The organism is Leifsonia sp. 466MF, assembly GCF_900100265.1.
Lineage (GTDB): Bacteria > Actinomycetota > Actinomycetes > Actinomycetales > Microbacteriaceae > Leifsonia.
This window is the reverse complement of the sequence record NZ_LT629696.1, coordinates 3,609,304-3,624,587: the sequence shown is the minus strand read 5'-3', so window position 1 is coordinate 3,624,587 and position 15,284 is coordinate 3,609,304. Positions and strand designations below refer to the sequence as shown.

The following is a 15,284-nucleotide window of genomic DNA, read 5'->3' as shown; positions in this document are numbered from 1 at the left end:
CCTCAGGCGTTCAGGCGTTCTCGGCGACCACGAACAGGATCAGCCCGACCAGCGGGATCCCGCCCTGCAGCAGCGCGGCCACCCAGAACCTCCGGCCGATGGTGAGCAGCACCAGCGACGCGAGCACCATGCAGACGCCGCAGAAGAAGATGAGGCCGAAGCCGACGTCGTGGAGCGTCGTCCAGTAGAGCACGAGCCCGACGAGCGCTCCTCCGGCGAGGAACAGGTTGTAGAAGCCCTGGCTGTAGGCGACCGGTCGCACGACGTCCGCGTCGTGCTGGGAGCCGACACCGAACCGGCTCCACACGCCGGGCGCCGACCAGAGCACGCTCTGCATCGCGAAGAACACGAGGTGCACGAGCGCCGCCGCGGCGATGAGGACGCTCCCGATGATCGCCATGCCGGGAGGATACGCTGCCGACCATGGAGACGTTGAACACGACGTGCGTCATCGCCGGGGGCGGGCCGGCCGGGATGATGCTGGGCTTGATCCTGGCGCGCAACGGAGTCGACGTGGTGGTGCTCGAGAAGCACGCCGACTTCTTCCGCGACTTCCGCGGGGACACCATCCACCCGTCGACCATCGGGGTGCTCGGCGAACTGGGGCTGCGCGAGCGCTTCCTCGGCCTCCCGCACACCAGCGTCCGAGCCCTGGACGTGGTGGTGAACGGCAACCGCCTCCACCCGATCGACTTCAGTCGGCTCGCTCCGCCGGACGACTTCCTCGTGCTCGCGCCGCAGTGGGACTTCCTGAACTTCCTCGCCGAGGACGCCCGCCGCCATCCGAACTTCCGGTTGCTGATGCAGACGGAGGCGACGGAGCTGATCTGGGAGGAGGATGCGGTCCGCGGCGTGGTCGCGCACGGCCCGGACGGCGACCTCGAGATCCGCGCCCGGTTGACCGTCTCGGCGGACGGCCGCGCCTCCGAGCTGCGGGTGCAGGCGGGCCTTCGCCCCCGGCGCTTCGGGGTGCCGATCGACGTGCTGTGGTTCCGCATCCCGAAGCCGGACGACCTCCCCGCGCACACGCTGGCGTACGTCGGAGGAGGCGGCATGGTCGTCACGATCGAGCGTCACGACTACGTCCAGGTCGGGCTGATCATTCCGAAGGGCGGATACGGAGAGTTGCACGCCGGCGGGCTCGACGCTTTCCGTCGAGCGGTGATCGACGCGGCGCCGCACCTGCGGGAGACGCTCGAGACGATCACCGACTGGGATGAGGTGAAGCTGCTGAGCGTGCAGATCGACCGGCTTCCGCGCTGGTACAGGCGGGGGTTCCTGGCGATCGGGGATGCCGCCCACGCGATGTCGCCGGCGTTCGGCGTCGGCGTCAACTATGCGGTTCAGGATGCGGTCGCAACGGCCAACGCGCTGACGGCGACGCTGCGTGAACTGGGGCCGGTGGCGGCGAGCGCTTCCGCGGCAGCGAGCGGCCCCTCGGCCGAGGTCGACTCCGCCGAGGTCGATCTGCGGCTGCTCGACGGCATCCAGCGGCGGCGGATGCCCGCGGTCGCGGGGATGCAGCGCATCCAGCTCGCCGCTCATCGGACGATCTCGCGGCCCGAGGGCGTGCGGCTGCTCCCGGAGTCGATGCCCGCGGTGCTGCGCGCGGCGCTCGCCGTGGCGACGCCCGGCATGCAGGCGGTCAGCTCCCGCCTGATCGGGCGCGGGCTCCGGCCGGAGTCGGTCTCGCCGGAGCTGCGCTGACGGGTCAGCGCTGAACGGTCAGCTCTGAACGGTCAACTCTGAACGATCAGCTCTGGCCGGTGGCGAGCCCGATGAGGAGGAGGGCCAGGCCGATCAGCGGCAGGGATCCCTGGATGAGCGCGGGGCGCAGGTAGCCGCGGCCCGTCGTGACGAGCACCACGGCCGCCGCGACCATGCACGCCGTCGTGAAGATGATGAGCGCGAGCCCGGCCGCGTGCTGGCCGACGCCGTAGAGGATCAGGCCGACGACCGCGCCGATCGCGAGGAAGAGGTTGTAGAACCCCTGGTTGTACGCCATCGGCCGGACGGTGTCGGCCGCCTCCTGGCTGGCCACGCCGAACCGGCGCCAGACCGTCGGACGGGTCCAGGCGACGCTCTCCATGAAGAAGATCGCGATATGGAGGGCGGCGGCGAGGGTGACCACGACGGTGGCGACGACGATCATGGCGCCAGCATACCGAGCGTTCTGCGGGTCAGCCGCGCACGTCGACCACAGTCCGGCCGCGCAGGCGCCCGGCCAGGATGTCCTCGGCTGCCGGAATCGCCTCCGCGAGCGGGACGAAACGCGTCATCGCGGCGAGCGCCTCCTCATCGAGGTCGGTGGCGAGCCGACGCCACGCGGTCTCGCGCAGCGCTGCAGGCGCATCCACCGAGTTGATCCCGACCAGTGAGACCGCGCGCAGGATGAACGGGAGCACCGTCGCCGGAAGGTCGGGGCCCTGCGCCAGGCCGCACGCGGTGACCGTGCCGCCGTAACGGGTCTGCGCGAGCACCGTCGCAAGGGTCTGGCTGCCGACGGAGTCGACCGCGCCGGCCCAGCGCTGCGACTGCAGGGGCTTGCCCGGTGCGTCGAGTTCCGACCGGTCGATGATCGTCGTGGCGCCGAGGTCGGTCAGGTAGTCGCTCGCCTCTTCCACTCGGCCGGTGGATGCGGTGACCGGGTAACCCAGTTTCGCCAGGAGGGCGATGGCGACCGAGCCGACGCCTCCCGCCGCACCCGTGACGAGGACGCTGTCGCCGCGGTCGGTCACGTCCTGAGGATCCACGCCGTTCCGCTCGAGTGCGAGCACGGCCAGCATCGCCGTGAAGCCCGCCGTGCCGATGGCGGCCGCCTGCTCGGAGGTGATGGAGTCGGGGATGCGGACCAGGGCGTCGCCGTTCACGCGCGCTCTTTCCGCCATCCCGCCGTGGTGGTTCTCGCCGAGTCCGGCGCCGTTGAGGACGACCCGGTCGCCCGGACGCCACCGCGGGTCGTCGGAGAGCCGGACCGTGCCGACCACGTCGATCCCCGGAATGAGCGGCGAGACGCGGGCGACACCGGGCCGCCCGCCGATGGCCAGGCCGTCCTTGTAGTTGAGGTCGGTGAACTCGACGTCGATCGTCACATCCCCCGGCATGAGGAAGTCGTCGGTGACGCGCCGGACCTCGGCGGTGTGTGCGGTGATCCGTCCGCCGTCGACCTGCTGCTCGATCACGATCGCCCGGAAATCGCTCATGCCCTCACCCTACGCCGGGCGGTTCTGGGGCCTCGGGCGGCCCTGCGGCCGCCTGCCTCAGTTGAGCTGCTCCGTGCCGCGGGGCAGCGCCCCGCCCGCGTACAGCTCGAGCGCCGTGTTCTTGAGTGCGGTGAGGGCGACCCGTTGTGTCCACGGCCCGTAGGAGACGCGGGCGACGCCCAGCTCCTCCAGCCGTGTCGGGGCGACCGATCCCGGGACGGCGATGACGCTGAGCTTGCGCGCGCCGAGGCCGCCGACCAGCTGTTCGACAGTCCGCTCGTCAAGTTTGCCGGGGACGAACACGCACGTGGCGCCCTCGTCCAGGAAGGCGCGGCCCCGTCGGATCGCCTCCTCCACCTTCTCGTGGTCGGTCGGGAAGGTGTCACGGAGGAACACGTCGGTCCGGGCGTTCAGCGCGAACGGCACGCCTTCGGAGTCCGCCGCCCGGATCGCGGCCCGCACGGAGGCGACGGCGTCGTCGAAGGGACGGAGCTGGTCTTCGAGGTTGGCGCCGACCGCTCCGACGCCGATCGCGCGCCGGATGGTCTCGCCGGAGTCGCCGTAGCCGCCTTCGAGGTCGGCGCTCACGGGCAGGTCGGTGGCCGCGACGATGCGCCCGACCATGTCGAGCATCAGGTCGAGCGGGATCTTCTCGCCGTCCTCGTAGCCGAGGGTTGCCGCGATGGAGTGGCTCGCGGTCGCGAGGGCGCGGGTGTCGGGGAGGTCGGCGATCACGCGGGCGCTGATCGCATCCCAGACATTGACGACCTGCAGCAGCTCGGGTGCATCGTGCAGTCGGCGGAGTTCGGCGCCACGCGCCTGGATGTCTGTCATGCGCTCACCCTACGTCGCGGCGGGTCCTCGCTCTAGGATGGCGGCATGGCCCGCACGGGGGAGCCGATGGAGGTGCCGAAGAGCCGATCGGCGCCGGGCCGGCGTGCCTCGGCGAGCACGGTGATCGACTACGCGTTCTTCGTGTTCGGCGGTGTCGCCGCGGTCTGGCTGGCGGTGCTGCTGCTCACGGACAGCTTCGAGTGGGGCTGGTTCCTCATCCTCTTCTTCGTGGTGTTCTGGGTGGTGCTCGCCTATCTGGTGCTCCCGCGGCTGCACCGCATCCTGACCGAGATCTACGTCCCCGACTATTTCATCGGCCGCGCGCGCACGAGCGACGGGTTGCTCGGCGACCCGATCAACCTGGCGCTGCTCGGGTCGGAGGCGCAGCTGGACGACGCGATGCGCGAGGCCGGCTGGACGCGCGCGGACGATGTCACCCTGCGTTCGAGCCGCCGGATCATCACGTCGACGCTGTTGCGGCGCAGCTATGACGAGGCGCCGGTGAGCCCGCTCTTCTTGTTCGGCCGTCAGCAGGATGTGGCGTACCAGCAGGAGGTGAAGGGCAATCCGGCGAAGCGGCACCACGTGCGGTTCTGGCGGTGTCCGGAGGGGTGGCTGCTCCCGGGTGGCTACGGGGTGGACTGGCTGGCGGCCGGGACGTTCGACCGCTCGGTGGGCTTCTCGCTGTTCACCTTGCAGATCACGCACAAGATCGACGCGAACACCGACATCGAGCGCGACCACATCGTGTCGACACTCCTGGCCGCGGACGTGGGGGCCGAGGTCTCCGTGATCCGTGACTTCTCGACCGGGTACCACTCGCGGAACGGCGGTGGTGACACGATCGAGACGGACGGCGACCTCCCGATCGTGGATCTCCGCGCGGTCCCGGTGGATGCGCAGGCCGCGACGGTCGCGGCCGACGCGGATGCCCGCCGCGAGGCTCTGGCGGAGCGCCGTCCCGTGCCGACGGCGCTCGGCGCGCTGTTGATGGCGTTGCGTGTGCTGGCGGGCGTCGGCTACATCGCGCTGAACCTGCTCGACTGGCAGCGCTTCGTGATGTCGGAACTGGCCGGCGAGGTGGTGACGGCGAGCGAGCGCGACGCGGTGAGCCTGGTGCTCGGCATCGCGATGGGGGCGTTCGGCGCGGGACTGGTGCTGTACTTCCTGCTCGCCCTGCTGGTGTTCTTCGGGAGCAACTGGGCCCGTATCGCCGCGATGTCGTACAGCTCGCTGATCATCATCGTTTCGGCGATCGACTACTTCAACGGCGGCCCGCAGATCTCGCTGCGCAACAACTTGCTGGGGTTGGCCCTGGACATCCTGGTGGTGCTCGCCCTGTCCTCGAAGCGCTCCCGCCTGTGGGCTCGGCGCCCGCGCGCCCGCCGGGGTCGCAGACATCCCGCCGCTGCGCCGCTCGCGACCGCAGGGTCGACGCCCGCAGGCTCTGCGCCAGCCGGCTCCGCGCCTGCCGGCTCTCCGCCTGCCGGCTCTCCGCCTGCCGGCTCAGCGCCCGCGGACTCGACCACGCTCACATGAGCGGCTTCTTCCCGTCGGCTCCGCCCGCCTTGAGCGCGGACTCCTCCGCATCGAGGAAGGCGAGCACGGACCGCACCGCCGGCTCCTGGTAGCGCCCTTCCGCCCGCGCCTCCAGCACCGCCTGACGTTCGGCGGTGATCATGGTCCGGCGCAGGCGCCGGTACTCGAGCGGCAGGTCGGTGCGATCGTCCGGCGACGGGTTCTCCAGGGCGTCGGACAGGAACAGCGCATTGATCCGCAACCGCTGGATGACCCGTTCGTCCTCGTCGCCGGTGACCTGCGATTCCAGGTGCTCGAGCCCTGCTGACTGCGCCTCGGCGAGCAGCCGTTGCATCTCGCTGGCCTCCTGCGCGAAGTCAGGCGGCGGCAGCTTGAGCCTGCGGATCACCCAGGGCAGCGCGAGACCTTCGAGCAGCGTGCCGACCACGACGACGAACGCGAGGAACTGCAGGAACTCCCGATGCGGCGTGTCCTCCGGAAGGAGGAACACCGCGGCCAACGTCACCACACCACGGATACCCGCGAAGGAGACGGCGATGCCCGTGGGCCACGACCAGCCGCGCTCCCGTAGCCGCTGCGGACCGTAGCGGTAGAGCGCGGTCGTGCCGATCATCCACAGGAAGCGCGCGAGGAAGATGGCCAGCAGCACGACGATGCTGATGACGATCGTCTGCGGGACCGTGATGCCCGACGTGAAGGCTGCCGTGAGGATCGACCGCAGCTCGAGCCCGATGAAGAGGAAGACGGCGTTCTCGAGCAGGAAGCTGACCGTCCGCCAGTTGATCGTCTCCGCGATCCGAGCCTCCGCCGTTTGGATGGTGGGGGAGCGGTAACCGAGGTACAGCCCGGCGACGACCACCGCGAGAATGCCGGAACCGTGGAACAGCTGGGCCGGAATGAACGCGAGGTATGGCGTCACCAGCGCGAGCGACGTGTCGAGCACCGGCGACCTCAACTGCTTGCGGATCGCCGCGAGGACGAGCCCCACGAGGAGTCCGACACCGATGCCGACCACGACGGCGAGCACGAAGTCGACGCCGACGGCGACCGGGTTCACCACGCTGACGATCGCCGCGATGCTGGCGTTGAGCGCGACGAGGGCCGTGGCGTCGTTGAGCAGGCTCTCGCCCTCCAGCACGGTGACGAGTCGCCGCGGGAGCTTCACCCGGCCGGCGACCGCCTGTACGGCCACCGTGTCGGTCGGCGCGACCACCGCACCGAAGGCGAACGCGGCCGCGAGAGTGATGGCCGGGACCACCAGGTAGGTCGCGAATCCCACCACCACGACCGTGAACGCCACCAGCCCGACGGACAGCAGCAGGATGCCGTCGCGCCTGGCACGCACATCCACGATCGAGGTCTGGATCGCCGCCGCGAAGAGCAGGGGCGGGAGAAGGCCGTGCAGGACGACCTCCGGTTCCAGTGTCACCTCCGGAACGCCCGGTACGAAGGATGCGGCCGCTCCGACGAAGACGAGCACGACGGGGGCCGACCAGCCGACCCGTCGGGACAGGCCGGTGACCGTGACCGTGACGACGACGAACGACACGATCCAGACGATGGTGGAGACCGGATCCATGCTGTTCATGATGGCGGCAACACGGAGAGGCCGCCAAGGTTTCCCGCGAGTCGGTGGAGAACGCGTTCGCCCTCGGCGATGTGGACGGTTTCGCCGTCGCTCAGGCGGCGTGGGCCTCGCAGGTCGCGATCCCGCAGTCGTCGCAGACCACGAGCTGCTCGCGACAGGCCGGGTCGGAGCAGTTCCGCATCCGGCTGGTCGCCTCGCCGCACGTGACGCACCGCCCGAGGATGGCGGCGTGGTCGCTGAAGGTGAGCGAGCCGCGCCCGTCGAAGACGTAGAGGGCACCCTCCCAGAGTCCCTCGTCGCCGTACGTCTCGCCGTAGCGGGCGATCCCGCCCTCGAGCTGGTAGACCTGCTGGAATCCGCGGGAGCGCATGAGCGACGACAGCACTTCGCAGCGGATGCCGCCGGTGCAGTAGGTGACGACGGCCTTGTCCTTGAGGTGGTCGTAGGCCCCGCTGTCGAGCGCTGCGACGAACTCTCGCGTGTTGGCCACATCGGGTACGACCGCGTCACGGAAGCGGCCGATCCCGGCTTCGAAGCGGTTCCGGCCGTCGAAGAAGACGAGGTCGTCGCGTTCCGCGGCGAGCGCGTGCAGTTGTTCGGGGGCTAGGCGCTCGCCGCCGCCGAGCACGCCGTTCTCATCGACCGCCAGCTCGTCGGGCGCCCCGAAGGAGACGATCTCGTCACGCACCTTCACCGAGAGGCGCGGAAAGTCGATGCTCGCGCCGTCCGCATCAAGGCCGGATCCCTCGCTCCATTTGGCGTCGAGGCGTCGGAACGGCTCGTACTCCTTGGTGACTCGGAGGTAGCGCTTGAGAGCGTCGAGCTCGCCGCCCAGTGTCCCGTTGATCCCGTGCGGCGAGAGCAGGATGCGCCCCCGCAGTCCCAGACGTTCGCACAGTTCCCGCTGCCAGAGCCGGACGGCTTCCGGGTCGGCGAGCGGCGCGAAGACGTAGAAGAGCAGGATCTTGGGTACGGCCACCGCCTCATCGTAGGCGAGCGGTTCCGGAGTGGACCCGATCGTAGGATCGTGGAGGCTGTGAACGCCCGCAGTCTCGTTCGCCTGCCGTTCAGACTGGTAGGACAGGGTCGAATGCGTTCCTCCGGGGCGTGCCCCTGACAGAAAGGCGGGTTGTTGCGAACCCTGGTCATCATCCCGACCTATGACGAGCGAGAGAACGTCGGCTCGATCGTCGGACGGGTGCGCGCGTCCGTGCCGGACGCCGACGTGCTCATCGTCGACGACAACTCGCCGGACGGCACGGGTGAGCTGGCGGACGCGCTCGCCGCGACCGACGCCAGCGTGCACGTCCTGCACCGCACCGGGAAGGACGGCCTGGGGGCCGCCTACCGAGCGGGGATGCAGTGGGCGCTCGACGCCGGCTACGAAGTCGTGGTGGAGATGGATGCCGATGGCTCGCACCAGCCGGAGCAGCTGCCGCGTCTTCTGGACGCGGTTCGCTCGCCTGAGCTGCCGACAGGCGCCGATGTCGTCCTGGGCTCACGCTGGGTCGACGGCGGTGGCGTGGTGAACTGGCCGGCTCGTCGTCGCCTGATCTCCCGCGGGGGCAGCACATACTCGCGGCTGGCTCTCGGGCTGCCGATACGGGATGTAACGGGCGGCTACCGCGCGTTCACCGCGGACGCGCTGCGGCGGCTGCATTTCGACCGCACCGAGAGTCAGGGCTACTGCTTCCAGATCGACATGACGCGTCGCGCCTACGACGCGCGCCTGCGGATCGTCGAGGTGCCCATTACCTTCGTGGAGCGGGAACGCGGCGCGTCGAAGATGGGTGGCGGCATCGTGGTGGAGGCGATGCTGCGAGTGACTCTGTGGGGTCTGACCGGTCTGCCTCGACGGTTCCGCAGGCGTCCGTCGCCGGCGGAGACGGAATCGGCCGCGCGGGCGTAGCGTGGCTGCATGGCCAACGATCCTCTGGAGCGCTTCGGCGCTGTCCCCCTTTTCATCGTGTCCAGTGAGGATGTCGCCGACGGACGTCCCCTGTCTCGCGCCCAGTGGGGTGCGGGCAGTGGCGGCGGCGACGTCTCGCCCCAGCTCTCGTGGAGCGGCTTCCCTGCGGAGACCAAGAGTTTCGCGGTGACCATCCACGACCCGGATGCCCCCACGGGTTCGGGTTTCTGGCACTGGGCCGTCTACAACATCCCTGCCTCCGTCACCGAGCTTCCGGCGGGCGCCGGCGCAGAGGGCGGAGCGAACCTGCCTGCAGGCGCGTCGATGCTCTCGAACGAGATGCGGTCGAAGAGCTTCACGGGTGCCGGACCTCCTCCCGGGACGGGAACCCACCGCTACGACATCGTGGTCCACGCCTTGGACGTCGAGCACCTGGACCTCGACCCCGAGTCGACGCCGGCCGTTCTCGGCTTCAACGTGCACTTCCACACGCTCGCCCGGGCGGTGATCGCGCCCGTCGCCACCGCCGGGGACATCTGATCGGAGTTCGTGAGCGTGCCGGCGTCAGCGATTCGAGCTGGCGCCGGCACGCTGCGTTTTCAGTGCTTGACGCCGGTGAAGGCGAGCACACCGCCGAGGCCGATCATGAGGACGCCTCCCGTTGCTCCGAGCCGTTCCACGCGCTTGGGCGAGCGCCCGAACCACTGACGGGCGGTGCCGGCGGCGAGCGCCCACACGCTGTCGAACATCAGCGCGAGCACGAGGAAGATCACCCCGAGTTCGAACAGTTGCAGGGGGATCCCGCCCGCGCGATAGTCGACGAACTGCGGGAGCACCGCGACGAAGAAGACGAGCGACTTCGGATTCGTCAGCCCGACGACGAATCCTTCGCCGAGGATGCGCATCCAGGATCGCCGGGGCGGAGCGGCCTCGTGGGTGACCGCGGTGTGCCGCCGGTGACGGATCGCCTGGATGCCCAGGTAGACGAGGTAGGCGGCACCCGCGAACTTGATGATCGTGAACAGGACCAGGGATTGCGCGACGACCGCGCCGATCCCCAGGGCCACGGCGATCACGAGCGGGAGCATTCCCAGGGCGTTCCCCACGACGCTGAGCAGACCGCCCAGCCGTCCCAGCGCCAGAGAGCGCCCGATCACGAACAGCACGCTCGGCCCGGGGATGACGATGAGCGCGATCGACGCGAGGGCGAACGCGAGCAGCGATGGGCCGGGAACCATGAGCCGAGCGTAGGGGAGGTAGGTTCGTTACGTGAAGCTCCACAACGTTCGTGTGCACAGCAGCGAGGAGAACCTCGCCCGTCAGGACCAGCTCGCATGGAAGATCGCGCAGGTCGCGACCGACCCGGTGGAGGTGGATGCGGACGTCACCGAGATGGTGATCAACCGGGTGATCGACAACGCAGCCGTCGCCGCAGCGTCCTTGACCCGACGGCCGGTGGTCTCGGCGCGGTCGCAGGCTCTCGCGCACCCGATCCCGTCCCGCCAGTTGGAGGAACTCACCGAGTCGGTGGAGCACCCGCAGGACGGCTCGACCGTCTTCGGTGAGCAGCAGACCGTCCGCGTCTCGCCGGAGTGGGCGGCCTGGGCCAACGGAGTCGCGGTGCGGGAGCTGGACTATCACGACACGTTCCTCGCCGCCGAGTACTCGCATCCCGGTGACAACATCCCTCCGATCACCGCGGTCGCACAGCACGCCGGGCGGGCTTATGGGCTGACTGGCCGGGACCTCGTCCGCGGCATCGCGACGGGCTACGAGATCCAGATCGACCTCGCTCGGGCGATCAGCTTGCACCGGCACAAGATCGATCACGTCGCCCACCTCGGACCGTCCGCCGCGGCGGGCATCGGCACTCTGCTCCGCCTCCCGGCCGAGACGATCTACCAGGCGATCGGACAGGCGCTGCACACGACCACGGCGACACGTCAGTCGCGCAAGGGCGAGATCTCCAGTTGGAAGGCCCACGCGCCCGCCTTCGCCGGCAAGATGGCGGTCGAGGCGATCGACAGGGCACTGCGTGGCGAGACCAGCCCGACCCCGATCTACGAGGGCGAGGACGGCGTGATCGCCTGGCTGCTCGACGGTCCGGACGCGTCGTACGACGTGCCTCTGCCGGACGCAGGAGAGGCGAAGCGGGCGATCCTCGACTCGTACACCAAAGAGCATTCGGCTGAGTACCAGGCCCAGGCCTGGATCGACCTCGCGAGGAAGCTGCACCGCGAGCATCCGGAGGTGGCCGACCCGTCTCGTGTGGAGAGCATCGTCATCCATACGTCCCACCACACGCATTACGTGATCGGCTCGGGCGCGAACGACCCGCAGAAGTACGATCCGACCGCATCGCGCGAGACGCTCGACCACAGCATCCCGTACATCTTCACGGTTGCCCTTCAAGACGGCGGCTGGCACCACGTGGAGTCGTACCTGCCGTCGCGTGCGGCTCGCCCGGACACCGTCGAGCTGTGGGGGAAGGTGACGACATCGGAGGATCCGGAGTGGACCCGCCGCTACCACTCCACCGACCCTTCGGAGAAGGCTTTCGGTGGTCGCGTGGTGATCCGTCTGGCTGACGGCCGGGTCATCGAGGACGAGATCGCCGTGGCCGATGCTCACCCGCTGGGTGCTCGGCCCTTCGCCCGGGCGGACTACGTCGCGAAGTTCCGCATGCTCGCGGCCGACGTTCTGGAGCAGGACGAGATCGAGCGATTCCTGGCGCTGGCCCAACGTCTGCCCGAACTGAGCGCCTCCGAACTGGCCGGCCTCACCATCACCGCGCGTCCCGGACTTCTGGCCGCGACCCCCGCGCCGAAGGGACTCTTCTAAATGCTGTATTCGTCGGTTCCCGCGCACGAGAAGCGTGCAGCGTTCCGAGCCCGGCTGGCGTCGGGTGAGCTGATCCGCATGCCCGGGGCGTTCAATCCGTTGAGCGCGCGCCTGATCGAGCGCAAGGGCTTCGAGGGCGTCTATATCTCGGGCGCCGTCCTCTCCGCAGACCTCGGCCTGCCGGACATCGGCCTGACCACGCAGACGGAGGTCGCCAGCCGATCCGCGCAGATCACGCGCATGACGGACCTGCCTGCGCTCGTCGATGCGGACACCGGTTTCGGCGAGCCGATGAACGTCGCCCGCACGGTTCAGGCGTTGGAGGATGCCGGCGTCGCCGGCCTGCACATCGAGGATCAGGTCAATCCCAAGCGGTGCGGTCACCTCGACGGCAAGCAGGTGGTGGATGAGGACACCGCTCTGAAGCGCATCCGGGCCTCCGTGGATGCTCGGCGCGATGGCAACCTCCTCATCATGGCGCGGACGGACATTCGTGCTGTCGAGGGTCTCGCCGCGGCGATCGACCGCGCGAAGGCCTTGGTCGATGCCGGCGCCGACGCCTTGTTCCCCGAGGCGATGGCTGATCTGTCCGAGTTCGAGGCCGTCCGTGCCGCCGTGGACGTGCCGGTGCTGGCGAACATGACCGAGTTCGGAAAGAGCGACCTGTTCACCGTCGACCAGTTGCGTGACGTCGGCGTGAACATCGTCATCTGGCCGGTATCCCTTCTGCGCCTGGCGATGGGCGCCGCCGAGCGTGGCCTCGACCAACTGGTCGGCGAGGGGACGTTGAAGCCGATGCTGGACGACATGCAGCATCGCGCCGATCTGTACGACCTGATTGACTACGAGGGCTACAACGCCTTCGACACGTCGGTGTACAACTTCGACGTGCGGAAGTAGCGCCCTCTCTCGATGCCGCTCACCTGCGGCCATCCCGTCAGCAGCGAAGGAGCTCACATGACCGACCCCGAGATCCACAAGGGCCTCGCCGGTGTCGTCGTGGACACGACGACCATCTCTTCGGTGAACCCGCAGACGAACTCGCTGCTGTATCGCGGCTACCCGGTCCAGGAGCTGGCCGAGCACTGCTCGTTCGAAGAGGTCGCCTACCTTCTGTGGCATGGCGAACTGCCGACTGCGGATGAGCTGGTCGCCTTCGAGTCCCTGGAGCGGTCGCTGCGCCGACTGGATGACCGCACGCGCCGCGCGCTGGATGACATCCCGGTGTCGGCTCACCCGATGGACGCCCTGCGAACCGCGGTCAGCCAGCTGGGCGGCCTCGACGCCACGCTGCAGCAGCCCGACAGCATCCTCGACCCGGAACTCAACGAGGGCCGCGCCATCTACCTGTTCGCGCAGCTGCCCGCCATCGTTGCCTACATCCAGCGCCGCCGCCGCGGTCTCGATGTGGTGGAGCCTCGCGACGACCTCGACTACTCGCGCAATTTCCTCTGGATGACGTTCGGCGAGGTGCCGGACGACGTGGTCGTGGACGCGTTCCGCGTCTCGCTCGTCCTGTATGCGGAGCACTCGTTCAACGCGTCGACCTTCACGGCTCGGGTGATCGCTTCGACGCTGTCGGATGTCTACTCGGCAGTGACCGGTGCCGTCGGAGCGTTGAAGGGCCCCCTCCACGGCGGCGCGAACGAGGCCGTCATGCACGCCTTCGACGAGATCCAGAGCGCCGACCGCGCAGAGGAGTGGCTCGACGCGGCTCTCGCCGAGAAGCGCAAGATCATGGGCTTCGGCCATCGCGTGTACAAGAACGGCGACTCCCGCGTCCCGACGATGCGTGCGTCGCTGGTGGTCCTCGCGGAGCACTACGACCGTCGCGACCTCCTCGACCTGTACGACGCTCTGGAGAGCGCGATGGGCGAGCGCAAGAACATCAAGCCGAACCTGGACTACCCGTCCGGTCCCGCCTACAACCTGATGGGCTTCGACACCGAGACGTTCACTCCGCTGTTCGCGGCGGCACGGGTCACCGGCTGGACGACGCACATCTTCGAGCAGTACGCCGCCAACTCGTTGATCCGGCCGCTGTCGCAGTACACCGGCCCGGCGGAGCGTCACCTGGAGCGCTGACCCTCCGGCCGGCACTCCGGGTGCAAACAGTCTCCGGCAGCGTCCGATCAGCGATAGAGCAGCAGCGCGTCTCCCTGCCCACCACCGCCGCACAGAGCGACCGCAGCTCGCCCGGAACCACGCCGAGCCAACTCGTGCGCCGCGTGACCGGCGAGCCGGGCGCCGGACGCACCGATCGGGTGTCCGAGCGCGATCGCGCCGCCGTGCAGGTTCACTTTCTCCGGATCGAGCCCCAGGTCGGCCATCGACTGCAGCGCCACGGCCGCAAACGCTTCGTTGATCTCGACCAGGTCGAGCTCCGACACGTCCCAGTTCGCCCGCTTGAGGGCGGCGTCGATCGCGCGGGACGGCTGCGAGTGCAGCGAGTTGTCCGGGCCGGCGACCTGCCCGCTCGCCCCGACCAGCGCCAGCCACGGAAGGCCGAGGCGCTCGGCGTTCTCGCGGCTGGTCAGCACCAGCGCCGCGGCACCGTCGCTGAGAGGGGAGGAGTTGCCGGCGGTAAGGGTCCCGCCCTCCGCGAAGCTCGGTCGCAGCCGCGAGAGCGTCTCGGTCGTCGAATCCGGCCGGACGCCCTCGTCCGTTCGCACGACGAGCGGCTCGCCCTTGCGCTGCGGGATGGTGACGGGCGCGATCTCGTCGTCGAACACTCCGGCGTCGGCTGCCGCTCCCGCCCGTTGATGCGATCGCGCTGCGAAGTCGTCCTGCGCCTCCCTCGTCAGCCCGAGCTTCTCCGTGTAGCTCTCTGTCGAGGCGCCCATCGAGATACCGTCGAAGGCATCCGTGAGCCCGTCGTGCGCGGCCGAGTCGAGCGCCTGAATGGACCCGTAGTTCCAGCCCAGCCGTGAGCCGGGCAGGATGTGAGGCGCGTTCGTCATCGACTCCTGCCCTCCGGCCACGACCACCGTCGCCTCCCCGGTGCGGATCAGTCGTGCGGCGTCGATCACGGCGGCGAGGCCCGACAGGCACACCTTGTTGATCGTCGTAGCCGGCACGTCCCAGCCGATCCCCGCACCGATTGCCGTCTGGCGCGCGGGGTTCTGTCCGGCGCCGGCCTGCAGCACCTGGCCGAAGAGCACCGTGTCGACTGCCTCGGCTCCGATCCCCGACCGCTCGAGGGCTTGCTTCACGGCGATCGTTCCCAACTGCACCGCGGTCAGCGAGGCGAGCGCGCCCTTGATCTTCCCCAACGGGGTGCGGGCGGCGGACAGGATGACGACGTCGTCGGTACTCATGGGCTACTCCTTCGTGCCTTGTCCTCCCATTGTCACACCGCGCACGACGGGCG

At 69.3% G+C, this 15,284-nt stretch carries 15 protein-coding genes; 7 read left to right on the top strand and 8 right to left on the bottom strand.

The genetic code is table 11. From position 1 onward, the window contains the following. Positions 1-10: 10 nt before the first annotated feature. Positions 11-400: a DUF1304 domain-containing protein gene (locus BLR91_RS17270; RefSeq protein ID WP_018189178.1), complete on the bottom strand. Its 390-nt coding sequence runs from the start codon at positions 398-400 to the stop codon at positions 11-13. A 23-nt stretch (positions 401-423) separates the two neighbouring features. On the opposite strand from BLR91_RS17270, the gene BLR91_RS17265 reads away from it, so the two are divergent. Further along, entirely contained in the window at positions 424-1,707 is a 1,284-nt protein-coding gene (locus BLR91_RS17265) for an FAD-dependent oxidoreductase (RefSeq protein WP_089879679.1), read from the top strand. Positions 1,708-1,753: 46 nt separating this feature from the next. Here the strand turns inward: BLR91_RS17265 and BLR91_RS17260 are convergent, their stop codons facing one another. Genes BLR91_RS17260 through BLR91_RS17250 form a run of 3 tightly spaced genes read right to left on the bottom strand, consistent with a single transcriptional unit; the run spans position 1,754 to position 4,037 of the window. Next, on the bottom strand, positions 1,754-2,152 hold the full coding sequence (locus BLR91_RS17260) for a DUF1304 domain-containing protein (RefSeq protein WP_018189180.1): 399 nt from the start codon (positions 2,150-2,152) through the stop codon (positions 1,754-1,756). 28 nt (positions 2,153-2,180) lie between these two features. Beyond that, positions 2,181-3,203 (bottom strand): MDR family oxidoreductase, encoded by a 1,023-nt coding sequence (locus tag BLR91_RS17255; RefSeq protein ID WP_089879683.1) that lies wholly within the window; start codon positions 3,201-3,203, stop codon positions 2,181-2,183. Between the two features lie 57 nt (positions 3,204-3,260). After that, positions 3,261-4,037, bottom strand: coding sequence for an isocitrate lyase/PEP mutase family protein (locus BLR91_RS17250; RefSeq protein WP_089879686.1), 777 nt, complete (start codon positions 4,035-4,037; stop codon positions 3,261-3,263). A gap of 45 nt (positions 4,038-4,082) precedes the next feature. Here BLR91_RS17250 and BLR91_RS17245 point away from each other — a divergent pair, with 45 nt between their 5' ends. Continuing rightward, on the top strand, positions 4,083-5,576 hold the full coding sequence (locus tag BLR91_RS17245) for an LssY C-terminal domain-containing protein (RefSeq protein WP_089879688.1): 1,494 nt from the start codon (positions 4,083-4,085) through the stop codon (positions 5,574-5,576). Here BLR91_RS17245 and BLR91_RS17240 read toward each other — a convergent pair. Continuing rightward, positions 5,569-7,155, bottom strand: a complete 1,587-nt coding sequence (locus tag BLR91_RS17240; protein ID WP_231946231.1) for a Na+/H+ antiporter — start codon at positions 7,153-7,155, stop codon at positions 5,569-5,571. The genes BLR91_RS17245 and BLR91_RS17240 overlap by 8 nt on opposite strands. 100 nt (positions 7,156-7,255) lie before the next feature. Then, the gene (gene trhO, locus BLR91_RS17235) at positions 7,256-8,143 is read right to left on the bottom strand and encodes an oxygen-dependent tRNA uridine(34) hydroxylase TrhO (protein ID WP_089879691.1); all 888 of its coding nucleotides are present in this window, start codon (positions 8,141-8,143) and stop codon (positions 7,256-7,258) included. A 153-nt stretch (positions 8,144-8,296) separates the two neighbouring features. Between trhO and BLR91_RS17230 the strand changes: the two genes are divergently transcribed. Both BLR91_RS17230 and BLR91_RS17225 read left to right on the top strand, forming a co-directional pair. Continuing rightward, positions 8,297-9,073 carry a polyprenol monophosphomannose synthase gene (locus BLR91_RS17230; RefSeq protein WP_197674320.1) on the top strand — a complete coding sequence of 259 codons (777 nt, stop codon included), beginning with the start codon at positions 8,297-8,299 and terminating at the stop codon, positions 9,071-9,073. A 9-nt stretch (positions 9,074-9,082) separates the two neighbouring features. Then, complete coding sequence (locus tag BLR91_RS17225) at positions 9,083-9,613, top strand: YbhB/YbcL family Raf kinase inhibitor-like protein (RefSeq protein ID WP_089879697.1); 531 nt, start codon at positions 9,083-9,085, stop codon at positions 9,611-9,613. A gap of 59 nt (positions 9,614-9,672) precedes the next feature. Here the strand turns inward: BLR91_RS17225 and BLR91_RS17220 are convergent, their stop codons facing one another. After that, the gene (locus BLR91_RS17220) at positions 9,673-10,311 is read right to left on the bottom strand and encodes a LysE family translocator (protein ID WP_018189188.1); all 639 of its coding nucleotides are present in this window, start codon (positions 10,309-10,311) and stop codon (positions 9,673-9,675) included. A 31-nt stretch (positions 10,312-10,342) separates the two neighbouring features. Between BLR91_RS17220 and BLR91_RS17215 the strand changes: the two genes are divergently transcribed. From BLR91_RS17215 to BLR91_RS17205, 3 genes are read left to right on the top strand one after another with little or no spacing between them, the layout of a single operon-like run. Then, positions 10,343-11,914 carry an MmgE/PrpD family protein gene (locus BLR91_RS17215; RefSeq protein ID WP_089879700.1) on the top strand — a complete coding sequence of 524 codons (1,572 nt, stop codon included), beginning with the start codon at positions 10,343-10,345 and terminating at the stop codon, positions 11,912-11,914. Further along, positions 11,915-12,814 (top strand): methylisocitrate lyase, encoded by a 900-nt coding sequence (gene prpB, locus BLR91_RS17210; RefSeq protein WP_089879703.1) that lies wholly within the window; start codon positions 11,915-11,917, stop codon positions 12,812-12,814. Between the two features lie 57 nt (positions 12,815-12,871). After that, on the top strand, positions 12,872-13,999 hold the full coding sequence (locus BLR91_RS17205; RefSeq protein WP_089879706.1) for a bifunctional 2-methylcitrate synthase/citrate synthase: 1,128 nt from the start codon (positions 12,872-12,874) through the stop codon (positions 13,997-13,999). A gap of 47 nt (positions 14,000-14,046) precedes the next feature. Here the strand turns inward: BLR91_RS17205 and BLR91_RS17200 are convergent, their stop codons facing one another. Continuing rightward, complete coding sequence (locus tag BLR91_RS17200) at positions 14,047-15,231, bottom strand: acetyl-CoA C-acetyltransferase (RefSeq protein WP_089879709.1); 1,185 nt, start codon at positions 15,229-15,231, stop codon at positions 14,047-14,049. Positions 15,232-15,284 lie beyond the last annotated feature (53 nt).